General features: G+C 72.7%; 16 protein-coding genes and 1 pseudogene. 7 read left to right on the top strand and 10 right to left on the bottom strand.

Annotation, left to right across the window (positions count from 1 at the left end):
* Positions 1-239 precede the first annotated feature (239 nt).
* Positions 240-1,502, top strand: coding sequence for an MFS transporter (locus ACPC54_RS28485; RefSeq protein ID WP_498968827.1), 1,263 nt, complete (start codon positions 240-242; stop codon positions 1,500-1,502).
* A 171-nt stretch (positions 1,503-1,673) separates the two neighbouring features.
* On the opposite strand, the gene ACPC54_RS28480 is transcribed toward ACPC54_RS28485, so the two are convergent.
* The 3 genes from ACPC54_RS28480 to ACPC54_RS28470 form a co-directional block, all read right to left on the bottom strand.
* Positions 1,674-3,275, bottom strand: coding sequence for an alpha/beta fold hydrolase (locus ACPC54_RS28480; RefSeq protein WP_498968826.1), 1,602 nt, complete (start codon positions 3,273-3,275; stop codon positions 1,674-1,676).
* Entirely contained in the window at positions 3,272-4,624 is a 1,353-nt protein-coding gene (locus ACPC54_RS28475) for an alpha/beta fold hydrolase (protein WP_498968824.1), read from the bottom strand. The genes ACPC54_RS28480 and ACPC54_RS28475 overlap by 4 nt, the downstream gene beginning before the upstream one ends.
* A gap of 890 nt (positions 4,625-5,514) precedes the next feature.
* Positions 5,515-6,831, bottom strand: coding sequence for an MFS transporter (locus tag ACPC54_RS28470; RefSeq protein ID WP_498968822.1), 1,317 nt, complete (start codon positions 6,829-6,831; stop codon positions 5,515-5,517).
* 20 nt (positions 6,832-6,851) lie between these two features.
* Here ACPC54_RS28470 and ACPC54_RS28465 point away from each other — a divergent pair, with 20 nt between their 5' ends.
* Both ACPC54_RS28465 and ACPC54_RS28460 read left to right on the top strand, forming a co-directional pair.
* Complete coding sequence (locus ACPC54_RS28465) at positions 6,852-7,370, top strand: CGNR zinc finger domain-containing protein (RefSeq protein ID WP_498968820.1); 519 nt, start codon at positions 6,852-6,854, stop codon at positions 7,368-7,370.
* A 94-nt stretch (positions 7,371-7,464) separates the two neighbouring features.
* Positions 7,465-8,175, top strand: coding sequence for a DsbA family oxidoreductase (locus ACPC54_RS28460; protein ID WP_498968818.1), 711 nt, complete (start codon positions 7,465-7,467; stop codon positions 8,173-8,175).
* Positions 8,176-8,224: 49 nt separating this feature from the next.
* Here the strand turns inward: ACPC54_RS28460 and ACPC54_RS28455 are convergent, their stop codons facing one another.
* The 5 genes and pseudogenes from ACPC54_RS28455 to ACPC54_RS28435 all read right to left on the bottom strand — a co-directional run bounded on the left by ACPC54_RS28455 (position 8,225) and on the right by ACPC54_RS28435 (position 10,320).
* Positions 8,225-8,644 carry a hypothetical protein gene (locus ACPC54_RS28455; protein ID WP_498968816.1) on the bottom strand — a complete coding sequence of 140 codons (420 nt, stop codon included), beginning with the start codon at positions 8,642-8,644 and terminating at the stop codon, positions 8,225-8,227.
* Positions 8,645-8,792: 148 nt separating this feature from the next.
* Positions 8,793-9,341, bottom strand: a pseudogene (locus ACPC54_RS28450) (methyltransferase domain-containing protein); the annotation flags it as partial.
* A 32-nt stretch (positions 9,342-9,373) separates the two neighbouring features.
* Positions 9,374-9,508, bottom strand: a complete 135-nt coding sequence (locus tag ACPC54_RS28445) for a hypothetical protein (RefSeq protein WP_498968815.1) — start codon at positions 9,506-9,508, stop codon at positions 9,374-9,376.
* Between the two features lie 201 nt (positions 9,509-9,709).
* On the bottom strand, positions 9,710-9,850 hold the full coding sequence (locus tag ACPC54_RS28440) for a hypothetical protein (RefSeq protein ID WP_498968813.1): 141 nt from the start codon (positions 9,848-9,850) through the stop codon (positions 9,710-9,712).
* Positions 9,847-10,320 (bottom strand): ATP-binding protein, encoded by a 474-nt coding sequence (locus ACPC54_RS28435; RefSeq protein WP_498968811.1) that lies wholly within the window; start codon positions 10,318-10,320, stop codon positions 9,847-9,849. Before ACPC54_RS28435 ends, ACPC54_RS28440 begins: the two co-directional genes overlap by 4 nt.
* Before the next feature lie 177 nt (positions 10,321-10,497).
* On the opposite strand from ACPC54_RS28435, the gene ACPC54_RS28430 reads away from it, so the two are divergent.
* Entirely contained in the window at positions 10,498-11,772 is a 1,275-nt protein-coding gene (locus tag ACPC54_RS28430) for a helix-turn-helix domain-containing protein (protein WP_498968878.1), read from the top strand.
* Positions 11,769-12,308, top strand: coding sequence for a flavoprotein (locus ACPC54_RS28425; RefSeq protein WP_498968809.1), 540 nt, complete (start codon positions 11,769-11,771; stop codon positions 12,306-12,308). Before ACPC54_RS28430 ends, ACPC54_RS28425 begins: the two co-directional genes overlap by 4 nt.
* 19 nt (positions 12,309-12,327) lie before the next feature.
* Here the strand turns inward: ACPC54_RS28425 and ACPC54_RS28420 are convergent, their stop codons facing one another.
* Positions 12,328-12,546, bottom strand: coding sequence for a GntR family transcriptional regulator (locus ACPC54_RS28420; protein ID WP_498968808.1), 219 nt, complete (start codon positions 12,544-12,546; stop codon positions 12,328-12,330).
* 11 nt (positions 12,547-12,557) lie between these two features.
* Here ACPC54_RS28420 and ACPC54_RS28415 point away from each other — a divergent pair, with 11 nt between their 5' ends.
* Complete coding sequence (locus ACPC54_RS28415; protein ID WP_498968876.1) at positions 12,558-13,043, top strand: NUDIX hydrolase; 486 nt, start codon at positions 12,558-12,560, stop codon at positions 13,041-13,043.
* Positions 13,044-13,302: 259 nt separating this feature from the next.
* On the top strand, positions 13,303-13,704 hold the full coding sequence (locus tag ACPC54_RS28410) for a hypothetical protein (RefSeq protein ID WP_498968807.1): 402 nt from the start codon (positions 13,303-13,305) through the stop codon (positions 13,702-13,704).
* A 25-nt stretch (positions 13,705-13,729) separates the two neighbouring features.
* On the opposite strand, the gene ACPC54_RS28405 is transcribed toward ACPC54_RS28410, so the two are convergent.
* Complete coding sequence (locus tag ACPC54_RS28405; RefSeq protein ID WP_498968806.1) at positions 13,730-14,839, bottom strand: FAD-dependent oxidoreductase; 1,110 nt, start codon at positions 14,837-14,839, stop codon at positions 13,730-13,732.
* Positions 14,840-14,905: the final 66 nt, after the last annotated feature.

The raw sequence follows: 14,905 nt of genomic DNA, 5'->3' as shown, positions 1-14,905 counted from the left end.
TGCGGCGGAAGGCCGCAAGTGGACCAGGGAAATCCAAGATCACTGGACCTGTCCTGCGGTCCATTCGCGCCCTAGGGTGGGTCCCACGTCGTCGGGGGCCGACGCGAACGGTTGCGCACGCCCGGCCCGCGCGCCGTCCGCCCGTCCGCCCGCTCACCCGACCGCTCGCCCGTTTGCCGATCCGCCCGAGCCGCCCCGTCCGGCGGGACGGGTCGGAGAAGCCGGAGAACAGGAACGAAGTGCCGAACCACAGCACCACCCGGTTCACCCTGCTGCCGCCCGCCGGACCCCAGCGCACGCTCGCCGCCGCCCAGTTGGCGAGCGCGGTGGGCGACGGCGCCTACTACACCTGCTCCGCGCTCTACTTCACCCGCGTCGTCGGCATGTCGGCCACCTCGCTCGGCGCCGGCCTCGCCGTCGGCTGGGCGATCGGCTCGGTGGCCGGCGTCCCGCTCGGCCACCTCGCCGACCGCCGGGGCCCGCGCCGCACCGCCGTGGCGCTCGCGCTCGGCGCGGCCGCCGTGGTCGCCGCCTTCCTGGTCATCCGCTCCTTCCTGCCGTTCCTGCTCGCCATCTGCCTGTACGCCACCGCGCAGTCCGGCCTCACCGCCGCCCGGCAGGCCCTGGTCGCCGGCCTGGTGCCGCGCGCCGAACGCACCGGGCTGCTCGCCCACCTCCAGTCCACCCTCAACGGCGGCCTGGCCGTCGGCGCCGCCATCGGCGGCATCGCGCTCACCCTCGGCACCCGGAGCGCCTACCTCGGCGCCTTCGTCATCACCGCCCTCGGCCTCCTCGCCGGCGCGCTGCTGCTCCGCCGGCTGCCCGAAGTCCCGCCCGCGGAAACGGAGTCGGGCACCGGCCCGCGGCTGGCCGTGCTGCGCGACCGCCGCTACGCCGCCGTCACCGCGGTCAACACCGTGCTGCTGCTGCGGATGCCGCTGCTCAGCCTGATCTTCCCGCTGTGGATCGCCCAGCGCGCCCCCGGGCTCGGCTGGCTCGGCTCGGCGCTGTTCGTGCTCAACACCGTGGCCGTGCTGCTCTTCCAGGTCCGCGCGGCGAGCGACGTCACCGGGCTGGACTCGGCGGTCCGGGCCGTCCGCTCGGCCGGCGTGCTGCTGCTCCTGTCCTGCGTGGTCTGCGGACTGTCCGCGCTGGACGTCCCGGTGTGGGCGGTCGGCGCCCTGCTGGCGGCCGGGGCCACGCTGCAGGTGGTCGGCGAGATGCGGCAGTCGGCCGGCTCCTGGCAGCTCGGCTTCGACCTCGCGCCGCCGGAGCGCATCGGCCAGTACCAGGGCTTCTTCGGCACCGGCGTCGCCGTCGCCCGCACCCTCGGGCCGCTGCTGCTCACCAGCCTGCTGCTGGACGGCGGGCTCGCGGGCTGGCTGGTCTTCGGCGGGGTGTTCCTGGCGGCCGGCTGGGCGATGGGCCCGGTCGCCCGCTGGGCGGCCCGCGACCGGGAGGCCGTGGCGGCGGCCCCGGCGGTCGCCACCGCCGGCGGGTAGGCGCGGCGGGGGAGCCGGCCGATTCATCCCCGTCCGATTCAGCCCAGTTCGGCGCGGGCGGCCTCGGCGCGTTTTCGGCGCTCGACGCGAGTACCGGTGATCACGGCGAAGGCCAGGCAGGTCGCGATGATCCGGCCCCACCAGCCACCCGGTGGGGCCGGACCCGACGCCTTACGGCGCGAGGTCGAACTCGGGCGGCTGGAGACCTGCCAGGCATCCCGTGTCCGGCGCGGTCGGCGTGTCGAAGAACGAGCGGGTGATCGACTGCGCGCACTTCGAGTCGGCGAAGACCACGTGGGCGACGTACGGGACGGTGACCTCGGTGGACCGGCTCAGCGTGCTGGCCGCGTACGGCCCGCTGCTCGGCGCGGTCTGTGAGTCGAACCCGCCCGACAGGACGAGCGCCGGGATGTCGCTGCGCGTCACGTCCCGGACCGAGCGCGGCGCCGCGGGGACGTCCCAGACCCGGCAGTCCGCGTGCAGCCAGGCCAGCAGCGGGGCGTTGGCCAGCACCGACTCGGGGAACGTCGGGAACGCGCGCCGCCCGCCCTCGATGATGTCGGCCTCGCTCTCGAACGGGGTCCACTCGCTGCAGAAGACGCCGTTGGCGATCCCGTACGACGTCCTCCCCATGGCCTGCGGGCTGAGCTTGCCGCCCGCCCACTGCTCGGCGATCCGCTGCGGGTTGCCGTGGGCCAGTTCGTCGATGGACCGGGGCACCCCGGTCGCCAGGTGGCTGGCGAAGGTCAGCCAGTTCACGAGGACCCCGCCGTCCAGCGTGACCTCCACCGGCGCCGGCTGGCCCGGGACGCTGACGGTGGTGGTGACCGGATTGGCTTCGAGTTCGCCGACCAGGCGCTCGAAGGTGCCCTTCAGGTCCGGATAGCGGGCGTTGCAGGCGGGCTGGTCGGCGCAGGTCTTGAACATGCTGTCGAAGCCCTCACGGGCGGCCTTCCAGGTGACGGCTCCGCCGGCGAGGGACGGCGGCAGGACGCCGTCGATGCCGAACGACCGGAGGCCTTCCGGGTGCAGGCGCGCGTACAGGAGGGCCAGGTCGGTGCCGTAGGAGATGCCGAACACGTTCCACTGCTCGATGCACAGCGCTTCGCGCAGGTCGGCGTAGTCGGCGGCGCTCTCGATGCCGTTGTACGTGCCGAGCTCGGCCCCGCGGTCGACCAGTTCCTCGCGGCAGGCCCGGGTCGCGTCGACGTGCAGGCGCCCGGTGGACGGCGCGCCGTAGACGAGGCCGAGGGAGCGCGCGTTGAACTCGTCGATGTTCGGGCAGGTGAGCTGCGGGTCGGCGGAGTAGGTGCCCCGCTGGGACATGAAGACCACGTCCCGGTCGTGGTTCAGGCCGCCGTCGAGCGCCAGCTTGATCTCGGAGTTCGAGTCGTCGCCGGGCCCGCCGGCGAGCCACACGATCGGGTCGGGGGCCGGTTTCTCGGTGGCGGCCGGCACGATCGCGACGGCGAGGGCGATCGTCCGCCCTTCGGGGCGGGACCGGTTCTCGGGCACGGTGAGCGTTCCGCAGCGCGTCCCGTCCGGGAGGGGGATCGGGTCCGCCATCCGGGGGCAGGCGCCCGGCTCGAAGTGGGCGTGGCCCACCGTCCGGGCGACCGTGCCGAGCGGCTCCCGGGGAGCGGACCCGCCGGACTCGGCCCGGGCGGGCAGCACGGCGAGGCCGACGAGGAGGACACCGGCCGTGGATCCGGACAGGGCGGCCCGGAGCCATCGCGCGGTGCGGCGGCGCTGGGGTGGGCGCAGGGGCATCATGCGGTTTCCGTTTCGGGGGTGATGGTGAACGGCGGGGGCGCGAGGTCCGCCACACAGGAGGTGTCCGGTGCGGTCGGGTTCTTGAGGAAGGAGGCCAGGACGTCCTGCGCGCAGCACGACTGCGGGACCACCCAGTGGCCGATCCCGGGGATCCGCACGACGGTCGAACGGGACAGGGTTTGGGCCGTGACCTGACCCCACTTGGCCCCGGTCTTCGAGTCGAAGGTCCCGGAGATGACGAGCGACGCCACGTCGCTGACAGTGGTCACCCGCTGGACGGGCGTGCGGTCCGGGACGTTCCAGACCCGGCACACGTCGTACTGGAACGGCAGCTGCGGGGCCTGGGCCAGGACGGTGTCCGGCCACTCGGGGAAGGCCCGCCGTCCGGCCGCCAGCACGTCGGACTCCGTGAAGCCCGGCGTCCACTCGCTGCAGGCGATGGACTCCTTCACGCCCTGGGAGAACTCACCGATGTTGGGCGTCGCGTCGGCGGCCTTGGCCCGGGCGAAGCGCGTCGGATCTCCGTGGGCGAGTTCGTCGAGCGCGGCGGGGAAGTCCGCGAACGGGACGGCCTTGGCGACCAGCAGGTTCACCAGCGCGCCCCCGTCGAGGACGACCGTCACCGGGTTCCCGCCGGCCGGCGGCTGCGCCATCACCGTCAGGGGGTGCTCCTCCAGCCGCCGGACCTGCTCCGTCAGCGTGCGCGGGAGGTCCGGGTAGCGGGCCTTGCAGGCGGGCTGGGCCTCGCACGCCGCGAAGACCGCGTCGAGCCCCTCGCGGGCGCTGTCCCAGGTCCACGGCAGGCTCACGATCTGCGGGGGTGTGATCGAGTCGATCGCGAACGAGCGGATCCCCTGGGGGTGCAGGCGCAGGTAGGTGAGGGCGAGGTCGGAGCCGTAGGAGTACCCGTAGACGTTCCACTGGTCGACGTCCAGCGCCTGGCGCAGGTCGGCGAAGTCGGCGGCGTTCTCGGTGGTGTTGTAGGCACTCAGGTCGATGCCCTCGGCCGTCAGACGGTCCCGGCACTCCTTCGTCGCCCGCACCAGGCCCTCACCGGTCTCCGGCGCGTCGTAGGGCAGGCCCACGGCGTGCGCGTTGAACCGGTCGACCTCCGGGCAGGCGAGGTTCGGCTCCGAATGGAGGTTCCCGCGCTGGGACATGACGATCAGGTCGTGGTCCCGGTTCACGCCGGCGCCGATCAGGAACGGGATGTTCCCGAACGCGTCGCCGCCGGGGCCACCCTCCATGAACACCACCGGTTCCGCGGCCGGCGTCGTCGACACGGCCGGGATGATCGCGACGGCCAGCCGGATGGTCCGCCCGCCGGGTCGGGCGCGGTTCTCGGGCACCTCCAGGAACCCGCACCGCCCGGGGACCGGCTCGGGCGCCGGCGGGCAGGGGGCGGGCACGAAGTGCGCCGGCGTTCCCGACCGGGCCGCCCGGACGGGTGACGCCGCCGCACTGCTCGGGGTCGGGCCGACCGCGCCCAGGAGGACCATGCCGGCCGCCGCGAACGCCGCCCCGGCGCGTGCGCCCCGGGGGCGCGGCCGTCTTCGTTCGGACCTGCGGATGCTTCGAACGGCAGGTGGGTGATTCGGGCTGATGCCCTGTTCCATCATGTGATCTCGTCTCTCACGTCCGCGCGGGGACGGCGCCGCGCGCCGTCACGCGGTTCGTTCGGGCACTGCACACGTCAGCCTGCGTCCGTGGGGTGACGCCCACCACACGTGGGCTCCACTTGGCGCAGGTCGGCACCACCCCGGTCGGGGCGGCCCACGGCTACCCGCACGCGGCAGGCACCGGACTGTCGGGGAGCCTTGGGGGAGTCGGAGCAGGAAGTCGGCCCGGCCGACTTCCTGCTCCGGGCGGTGGCCCGGGCGGCAGTGAGGGTGTTCGTTCCAGTGCCGCGCCGGCCAGGTCGCGATCTCGTCCACCACCGCGGGCCCGACGTGTCCCGGTCGCATGTACTCGGCCGGAGTGGGCGCGAGCGCCGCGAGGTAGCGCGCCACCCGGACGACCGCCCCGTGCATCGGCTGGGCATCTGCGGCGAGCAGCACCAGCCCGGCGATCGACGGGTCGGCGGCGGCGATCCGGGGCGCCACCCTGCCCCCATGCTGTGGCCGAGCAGGTGGATGCGGTCCGAGGGGCTCACGGCGCGGCGGACGGTCGGAGCCGGGGGATCAGAGGACGACTGACTTCGTCCCCCCAACTCCTCGTGTCGCGCCCCCTTTTGGCCAAACTACGCCGCTGCTCCGGGCGTCGCAACGGCGGACGGTTCGGGTGTGGTGACGGTCCGTGAGGAGCGGTCGGGTGTTCGTCGCGGCCAGGTGCCCGTCGCGGCCAGCGCGGCGGCGGTGAGGCCGGCCAGCAGGAGCCAGACCGGGGTGAAGCCGTGGGCCGCGTCGTGCAGGAGGCCGAGGAGCGGCGGGGCGAGGACGATGGCGACCTGGTTGGCGGCCATCGCGAGCCCGAGGGCGGAGCCGGTGCGGTCGGGCGGCGCGGACTCGGCGACGTGGGCGACCCAGGGGCCGTACCAGCCGAGGCCGGCGAAGCCGAGCAGCGTGAACAGCGGGCAGGCGGTCGCCGGGTGCCCGCCGAGCGGGGACGCGAGGGCGAGGCAGCCGAGGGTGACGGCGGCGAGGCAGGCCCGCACGGTGGCGTAGCGACCGGACCGCGCCCGGTCGCTCCAGGCCGCGAGGCAGATCCGGCCGGCGACGCCCGCGCCCTGGGCGGCCACCAGGACGAGCGCGGCGGTGCCGGCGCTCAGGCCGGCGGTGTCGTGCAGGTGCAGCGCGGCGAAGAGGAGGATGCCGGTTTGGGCCGCGACCAGGCTGGTGCCGGACAGCACGATCCGCACCATGGCGGGCTCGCGGAGCAGGCGCAGCAGCGGCGCGGGCGGACTCGGCGTGGGCGGCGGCGTCGGGGCGGCATGCGGCAGCGTCGGCGGCCGGCGGTAGCAGCCGGTGAAGACGGCGGCCCCCGCGAGCGCGACCAGGGCGCCGGAGACCAGGGTGGCCCGCCAGCCGTACGCCTGCGCGAGCACCGGTTGGACGGCCGCGGCGAGCGCGCCGCCCAGCGGCAGGCCGGCCTGGCGGATGCCCATCGCGAGGCCCCGCTGGGAGGAGGCGAACCAGGAGGCCACCGACTTGCTGCCGCCCGGCTGCGCGCTGCTGTACCCGGCGCCGACGACCAGCAGTGCGAGCAACAGCGTGCCGTACCCGGGCGCGGCGGCGCCCAGGGCCAGCCCGGCGGCGACCACCAGGGCGCCCGCGCCGACGATCCAGCGTTCGTCGTAGCGGTCGAGCAGCCGTCCGACGACCAACAGGCCGACCATGGGCATCAGTTGGGCGGCGGAGAGGAGCAGGCCGAGCTGCCCGGCGGAGAGCGAGAGGCCGCTCTGCAGGGCCGGGCCGAGTGGGCCGATGCCCTGGACGAAGAAGCAGGTCGCGGCCTGGGCGAAGGTGGCGATGCCGAGGACGGCCCAGCGGTAGCGCGGCGGGGCGGTGGTGGACAGCACGGTGAACTCCATCGCGCGGAGGGGTGGTTGGTCGATCACCAGGCTGCTGTAATGGTCTTGTGCAGCTCAACCCTTACGGCGTCGACGCCGTCAACCTGGCCGCCGCGCTGGCCAATCGGCGCCCCGCGAGCGCGGCGGAGCTGGCCGAACGGTGCTCGTCGGCCGGCCTGGTCCTCGAACGTCCGGTCGCCGAAGCGGACTTGGCGGTGGTCGGTGAGGCCCTGGACGCCTGGGGGCGGGTGGTGGACGCCCCCGACGAGCGGGCCCGGGCCGCCCTGCTCAATGCCATGCTCGCGGCCTCCGCCTCGCACCCCCGGCTGACCGAGCACGGCGGCGAGGGCTGGCACCTGCACTACCGGGAGGACGGCCCGCCGGTCGGCGAGATGCTGTCCGCGCTGATCGCGGTCGGCACGGCGCTGCACCTGGTCGGGCGCGGGATGCACCGGCTCGGGCGGTGCGCGGTGCCGGAGTGCGCGCTGGTCTTCGCCGACACCAGCCGTACGGGCCGGCAGCGCTACTGCTCGCAGCGGTGCGCGAACCGGGACGCGGTGCGGCGGCACCGGGCTGCGCGCACGTGAATATTTCCCGTCCTGAAATATTTAAGTGCGCGAGCGTGTTGTGGGGCGATGCCGGCGCGGGAGGTCCGCGTCCGCAGGACGGAAGGCTGTAGCTGTGCGTGTCGAAGTGTGGAGCGACATCAACTGCCCGTGGTGCTACATCGGCAAGGCGCGGTTCGAACGGGCGCTGGAGGGCTTCCCGCACCGCGACGAGGTGGAGGTCGTCCACCGCTCCTTCGAGCTGGACCCGCGCGCACCCCGCGAGGCCCGCCCGGTGATCCCGCTGCTCGCCGCCAAGTACGGCATGAGCCTGGAGCAGGCCGAGGCGACGGAGGCGCGGATCGCCGAGAACGCGCGCGGCGAGGGCCTGCCCTACGCGGGCGGGCGCGACGCGGCGAACACCTTCGACATGCACCGCCTGCTGCACTTCGCGAAGGAGCGCGGCCGGCAGGGCGAACTGCTGGAAGCGCTGTACCGGGCCAACTTCGCCGAGGAGCGCTCGGCGTTCGAGGCGGGGCGGCTGGTCGAGCTGGCCGTCGAAGCGGGGCTGGACGGCGAGGCGGCGGCCGCCGTGCTGGCCGACCCGGCGGCGTACGCGGAGGCGGTGCGCGAGGACGAGGCGACGGCGAGCGCGATGGGCGCGACGGGGGTGCCGTTCTTCGTGCTGGACCGGCGGCTCGGCGTCTCGGGCGCGCAGCCTGCGGAAACGTTCACGCGGGCGCTGGAGCAGGCCTGGGAGAGTCGGGCGCCGGTGCCGCTGATCCCGGTCGGTGGCGGCGACGGTGAGGCCTGCGGGCCGGACGGCTGCGAGCTGCCGCAGCGGTGAAGCTGGTTTTTTGGGAGCAGGAAGTCGGCCGGGCCGACTTCCTGCTCCTTCAGGCTGCCCGTGCGGCGTGGGCGGGGTGGTCGAGCCAGGCCCACTGGCTGTGCTCGGTGACGGTGAGCCCGAAGCGTTCGGGCCCGGGCCTGCCGTATTCCTCCCACCAGAGGTAGGCGGCCTCGATCTGGTCCCAGAGCCGGCGCGGGCCGTACTGGTGGACGGTGAAGCGGTCGTCGTCGCGGTCGACGGCTGCCCAGGAGAGGGCGTCGGTGGTGGCCACCCAGAGGCGGTCGGCGTCGGTGTCCCAGGCCGTCCAGACGTCGGGGAGGAGGAGGCCCAGGGCGAAGCGGGCGTGCCAGCCGGTGCCGGTGATCCGGTGCGGGGAGAGGACGGTGGAGGACTCGTCGGGGCGGTGGTCGTCTCGGACGACGTCCCGGAAGATGCGCAGATCGCGGCGTTGGGCGCGCATCAGCATGAAGGCGGAGTGGGGGCTGAACTTCCCTTCGGCGCGGTCGTGTTGGACGGTGAGCTTGAGCAGACCCCCAGCAGATCATCGGGCTGTCCCACGGCGTGAGGATGATGCCACCGGGGGTTGTCTGCTCGACCCAGGCCCATGGAACCCGCCGGACGGAACAGGTGGACACGATCCGGTCGTACGGCGCGCGGCGACCCCAGCCGAGCGCGCCGTCCCGGCAGATCACCTCGGCGTCGAGCCCGGCCGCGTTGAGGTTGGCCCAGGCCTGGCGGGCGACGGACGAGTCGACCTCGATCGAGGCGACCTGCCCGGGGCCGAGCCGGTGGGCGAGGAGGGCGGCGTTCCACCCGGTCCCGGTGCCGATCTCCAACGCCTTTGTGCCGGGCTGGACGTCGAGGTCACGCAGCATCCGGACGACGATCGAGGGCGCGGAGGCGGCCGAGGACGGCCAGGCGTCATCGGCGGGCTCTTCGCCGTCGTTGACCTGGGTGATGATCGGGACGTCGGAGTACGCCTCCTCGAACCACCGCTGGTGGTCGGCGGCGAGGTCGCACGGCTCGTAGCCGCCGAGCCCGTCCTCCAGCCAGATGCGCTCCGGGAGGAAGCGGTGCCGGGGGACGGCGAGGATCGCGTCCCGCCATTCGCGGGGGACCGGGCCGTCGAGGGCTTCCTCGACGGCCCGGAGCAGGCCGCGCACGGCGGCCTGCTCCGGTCGATGCACGGGGTTCGTCACTTCTTGCCGTCGTCCTTCCTGTGCTTCGGCTCCGGCGCGGGCCGCGCACTGTCCGGGTTCGGCTTGGCGGTGCCGGGGTCCTTCTTGCCTCCGTGTTTGCCGCCGCTGTCCTTGTTGGTGTCCCAGGCCATGAGTCCTCCTGATTCGTGGTATCGGTCGTTGAGTTGGCCGCGATTAGCAGTCCGGCGGCCGGGGCGTGGGCTGTCCCACCGGCTTCCGCGGGAGCGGCTTCGGGTCGGGCGTGGACATGGCTGTGCACCTCCTTTCGTGCTGCGGGGGAGGGGAGTTGACGTTCCCGGCCGCGCCGCCGGCTCGGCGGCGCGGCCGGGGGCTCAGCGGGAGCGGTTGATCAGCAGGAGGGCGGCGGCGACCACGTGCAACGCGGCAGCAGCGGACACTCCGTAGGCGGTCCAGACCCGAACGGGATCGGGCGCGGATGCGTCCTCGGAGTCCTCCGGCGGGACAGGCTTCACCGCACGGTCGAGGACTCGCCGATCGAGAGGTCGGCGTGGACTATCTTCCCGAGCGGCAGCGGCGTGACGCCCCACTGCCCGCGCGTCAGTCGGTGCACCATCGCAAGTCCCCGGCCCGAGGTGGAGTCCCGTGATGCCTGGATCATCACGGGCATCGCACGGGAGCCGTCACCGACGAGGATGCGGACGATCCGCGCGGACGGGCGGCGCACCGCGACGATCATGCGCGTCTGGCACCCGGTCTTGACGGCGTTGGTCGCCAACTCACTGACGATCAAGGCGGCGTCGTCCACGAGTTCGTCCAGCCCCCACTCCCGAAGCTTCGCGCATACGAACCGCCGCGCGGCAGGAACCGACTCGGGCTGGTACGGCAGGCATACGGTCGCCGGCTTGGAGTGCTGCTCGACCTTGGCACCCAGGTCCGGCTGCGGCGCGGCAGTGCCTCTCACGGTGTTAGAGAGGAGGTTCATCAGCGCTTCTCCTTAGCGGCTGGGGCGAGGATGCTGACGAACAGACAACTGCAATTCAGCGCCGTGAAGCTGCGCCGCAAGCCCTCCGCGCATGCTCTATGCAGATTCCGCATCACAGATTGTTCTGGGTTGGCTACGCTCGGCATATCGAGTGTGATCACGCAAGCGGGAGAAGCCATGTCACGGACGGCCAGGGGAGACTCCACCGCTCTCTCGCCCGGCGAGGTGATTCGCCGGGCGAGGGTGCTCAGCGGTCGGTCCCAGGCGGATGTGGCCTCGGAACTGGGGTATCACCAGTCGAAGATCAGCCGCTTGGAGAACGGCACGGGGACGCAGGACATCGGTGTCCTGCGGGCTGTCGCGGCTGTGCTCGGCATCCCCCTGACGAGCTTCGGACTTGCGTCCCAGGCCCACACGGACAGTAGGACGGACGGCATGCATCGCCGAAACTTCCTGGCCGCGAGCGCCCTTGCGCTCGCGGCCCCGACACGCGATCCGCGTGTGGCGAAGGAACTCGTCCGCGCGCTTCTGCCTGGGCCGGTGCGGTCCGACCAGCCGCCGGGGTCGGCAACGGTGCTCTCTGGCCGGCTGTCCGAGGCCCGGAGGCACTTCTACAGCTGTCGCTACGCGGAACTTGAGGCAACCCTGCCCCAGCTGATCGCGGACCTGCGCGCCGCACAGCACGCAGCCCGAGGTGACGATCAGGCCCTCTCCGGGATGCTTGCGACGGCCTACCAGACCGCGGTGAGCCTGCTGCTCAAACTCGGCGATCAGGGAAACGCCTGGCTCGCGGTCGGCCGGGCCATGACCGAGGCGGAGCGGAGTGGTGATCCGGTCGTCATGGCGTCCAGCGTTCGCGTCCAGGCGCACGTCCTGGCCCGTGATCGGCACACCGCCCCCGCCATCAGTCTGATCTCCCACACCGCTGATCAACTCGCCGGTGGCTACGATCGGAAGTCACCCCGATATCTCGCAGCGGTCGGGCTCATGCTTCTTCGCGGTGTGACCGCTGCGAGCGCGGGCGGGGACCGTGCGAGGGCTGCGGAGTTCCTTGCCGAGGCCCGAGATGTCGCGCGGAACGTAGACCTCGATGGTCCGGATTCCTGGGCGAACTTCAGCCCTACGAATGTTGCCCTCCATGCGGTCAGCTCTTCCGTGGTTCTCGGTGATGCCGGCGCTGCGCTGGCGGACGCCCAACCTCTGATGCGTCGCCGCATCCCGGTCCCGGAGCGGAAGGCCGCGCTCTGGGTGGACGCGGCTCGCGCCTACAGTCAGCAGGGCAGACTGGCTGAAGGATTCCAAGCGCTGAGGATCGCGGAGAGCTGTGCGTCGGAGGACATCCGCCGACGCCCCAGTGTGTTGGAACTGGCGGGAGACATGGCCGCGCGTGACAGGCGCGGTAGCGTTCCGGAACTTCGTCGTTTCTGCGAGGAGTTGGGGGTTTCGATTTGACCGAGCACCGTGAGCCGTTCCTCTCCGTCGTTGTCTGCGCTGCGGGCATCGCCGATGGTGTCGGGGAGCTGATCACCGCTGCCCACGCGGAGGGCTGGAAGGTGGGTGTGATCGCCACGCCGGACGGCCTTGGATTCCTGGACCAGGAAGCCATCGAAGCCCAGACCGGCTACGCGATTCGCTCGGCGTGGCGCACGCCGAGCGAATCGCGGCGGGCGCCGCAGGCCGATGCCATCGCGGTGGCTCCGGCCACGTTCAACACCATCAACAAATGGGCCGCCGGCATCTCCGACACGCTCGCGCTCGGCATCCTCTCGGAGGCCTACGGGCTCGGTATCCCGACTGCCGTCCAGCCCTACCTCAACTCCGCCCAGGCCGCCCACCCCGCCTACGCGGAGAGCCTGGTCCGGCTCCGGTCGATGGGCGTCCTCGTCGGTGACTACGTGCCCCACAAGCCCAAGTCCGGTGGCGGCCGCGACGCTTACAACTGGACTCAGGTCCTCGACCTGCTCCGCCCGGTGCTGCAGTCGAGGTGAGGCCACCGCCCTGTGGATCCTATGCGTGGAATGCCGGCTTCAGGGGGACCACTGGAGACGAGCCGCGACCATGGTGCGTCTCGATCGGCTGGGCGGTCCGAAGTTCGGCGACAGCTTTCCGGACCGTGCCGGAGGCGACTCCGTACCGGTGCATGAGTTCGGCCTCGCTCGGAACGGCTGCGCCGGGGACGAGCAGTCCTGACCTGATTTGTGCAGCGAGGTCATCCGCGATCTGCACGTACTTCGCCTATTCTCCCGCACATGAGTAACAAGGCCCGAGAGTCCCAGTCAACGTCGCTCCACTCGGTGTCCGTCGCCGGCGTGGTGGTGCGCGAGGACGGTCGGGTGCTCGCGATCCGTAGGGCCGACAACGGTACTTGGGAACCCCCAGGTGGCGTGTTGGAGCTTAGCGAGGCCGTCGAGGACGGAGTGCGGCGCGAGATCTACGAGGAGACCGGGCTCAAAGTCGCCGTGGACCGGCTGACGGGCGTGTACAAGAATGTGACGCGTGGGATCGTCGCCATGGTTTTTCGCTGCCATCCGGAGGGAGGTGGCGAGCGGCTGTCGGAGGAGTCGACGGCTGTCGACTGGCTCACCCCCACCGAGATCTCCGAGCGCATGGCCGAGGTCTACGCAGTAAGGATGCTGGACGCGCTCAGGCCCGGGGCCGCACCGGCGATTCGAACGCACGACGGTCGCCACCTGCTCGGTGAGTCCGCAGTTCGCAAGGCGTGAGAGGAAGGCCCGGCTCTCGTCCTCCCGGCCGAGGCCTGGAAGTCGTTCGTCACCGCCGTCCAACATGGCGAGTTCGGCGAGATCTGAGCCACTGGCACAGGCTAGGGAGCAGGCACAGGCCCGATCGGGCCTGTGCCTGCTCCCGGGGCCATCCGGGTTGTGACGGTTCGTTGTTGGCCGAAACGCTCGCCATCCGACTGTCCCGGGGCGCAGGCCGTGCCCGCGTCAGCACGGGCGCGGTGCGACCGGGAGGACGGACATGACGAGCATGCGTGGCCGCATCGCCGCTCTGCTGGGGGCCGTGGCGGTGGTCGCCGGCACCACGCTGGCCACACCCGCCGCCCCCGCCGGCGCGGCGCCGGGGGCGGGGATCACCGGGTGGGCGCCTTGCCCGGAGGCGCCGGAGTTCAGCTGTGGGACCCTCGCCGTCCCGCTCGACCGCAGTGGTGCCGCCCCCGGCACCCTCGACCTCCAAGTGGCCGTCTCCGGCAATACCACAGCGCCCAGCGACCTGGCCACGCCGTACGAACTGCTCTACGAGCAGGCAGAGTCGGCGCACGATCCGGAGATCGTGATCGTGCCCGGGGCGGCGCACTCGGTGCAGAACCGGGCGGCGAACCCGGCCGGACGGCAGGCGGTGTACGACTTCCTGCTGGGGTAGGGGCAGTGGTCGGTTCCGTACCGGCTCAGGAGGCCGTGGCGGGCACGAGGTGGTCGAGTCCCTGCGCACTCGCCGTCGCCGCCTCGATCGAGCGCGGCAGCATGATGCTCTCGTAGGCGCGGACGGCGTCGCCGATGCCGGATTCGGTGACGAGGGCGTGGGCGAGGTCGGAGCCTTCGAGCATGGCGAGGTTGGCGCCGAGCCCGACCGGGGGCATCAGGTGCGCGGCGTCGCCGAGCAGCGTGACGCCGGGTACGTGCTCCCAGGTGTGCGGGGCGGGCAGGACGAACAGGGGCCGGTTGACGAACCCGCTGTCGCTGTCGCGCAGGAGGTGGCGCAGGCTCTCGTCCCAGCCGTCGAACGTCCTCAGCAGGTGCGTCCGGACGGCCTGCGGGTCGCGGAGGTCGATTCCGGCGGCCACGTGCCAGTCCTGTGGCGCGCGGAGCGCGATGTAGGCGCGGATGTGGCCGTTGCTGTTGCGCTGGGCGACCAGGGAGCGGCCGGCGCCCTTCGCCAGCATCGATCCGTTGCCGACCAGGCGCGCGAGGTCGGGGTGGCGGGTGTCGCAGTGGTCGAAGCCGGTCTCGACGAAGCTGACACCGGTGTAGGCGGGTGTGGCGGGCGACAGGGCGGGGCGGACGCGTGACCAGGCGCCGTCGGCGCCGACCACCAGGTCGAAGTCCTCGGCGGTGCCGTCGTCGAAGAGCAGCCGGCAGCCGCCGTCCGCCTGGGGGACGGCCCTGCTGACGGCGTGGCCCCACCGCACGGTGCCCTCGGTGAGCGAGTCCAGGAGCAGGCCGCGCAGTTGGCCCCGGTCGATCTCCGGCCGCCCGCCGTCGGCGGAAGGTCCTTGGTGCGTCAGGACGGCGGCGGTGGCGGGGTCGAGCACGCGCCATTCGTCTCCTTCGGGGCGGGCGAGGTCGTGGAACCGGTCGAGGAGCCCGGCCGAGCGCAGGGCGGCCTGGCCGGTGTCGGCGTGCATGTCGAGGGTGCCGCCCTGCGGGCGGGCGTCGGCGGAGGCTTCGCGTTCGAAGACGGTGACGGCGCGGCCGCGTTGCTGGAGGACGCGGGCGCAGGTGAGGCCGCCGAGGCCGGCGCCGACGATCGCGATGCGGGGGTCACGGACAGGGTTCATGGTGGGTCCCTCGGGAGGTGGATGGGTCGCCGGGAGGTCCGGCATTTCCAAGAAAGCACACTCGCT

It is taken from the genome of Kitasatospora sp. NPDC094028 (assembly GCF_049543595.1).
Classification (GTDB): Bacteria; Actinomycetota; Actinomycetes; order Streptomycetales; family Streptomycetaceae; genus Kitasatospora.
This window is presented reverse-complemented; position numbering and strand designations above follow the sequence as displayed.

What these genes read in the sequence shown, in the direction of transcription:
- ACPC54_RS28480 (WP_498968826.1), bottom strand. Translation starts at nt 3,275, where the DNA reads ATGATGCCCCTGCGCCCACCCCAGCGCCGCCGCACCGCGCGATGGCTC.
- ACPC54_RS28455 (WP_498968816.1), bottom strand. Translation starts at nt 8,644, where the DNA reads ATGCTGATGCGCGCCCAACGCCGCGATCTGCGCATCTTCCGGGACGTC.
- ACPC54_RS28445 (WP_498968815.1), bottom strand. Translation starts at nt 9,508, where the DNA reads ATGGCCTGGGACACCAACAAGGACAGCGGCGGCAAACACGGAGGCAAG.
- ACPC54_RS28435 (WP_498968811.1), bottom strand. Translation starts at nt 10,320, where the DNA reads ATGAACCTCCTCTCTAACACCGTGAGAGGCACTGCCGCGCCGCAGCCG.
- ACPC54_RS28430 (WP_498968878.1), top strand. Translation starts at nt 10,498, where the DNA reads ATGTCACGGACGGCCAGGGGAGACTCCACCGCTCTCTCGCCCGGCGAG.
- ACPC54_RS28410 (WP_498968807.1), top strand. Translation starts at nt 13,303, where the DNA reads ATGACGAGCATGCGTGGCCGCATCGCCGCTCTGCTGGGGGCCGTGGCG.
- ACPC54_RS28405 (WP_498968806.1), bottom strand. Translation starts at nt 14,839, where the DNA reads ATGAACCCTGTCCGTGACCCCCGCATCGCGATCGTCGGCGCCGGCCTC.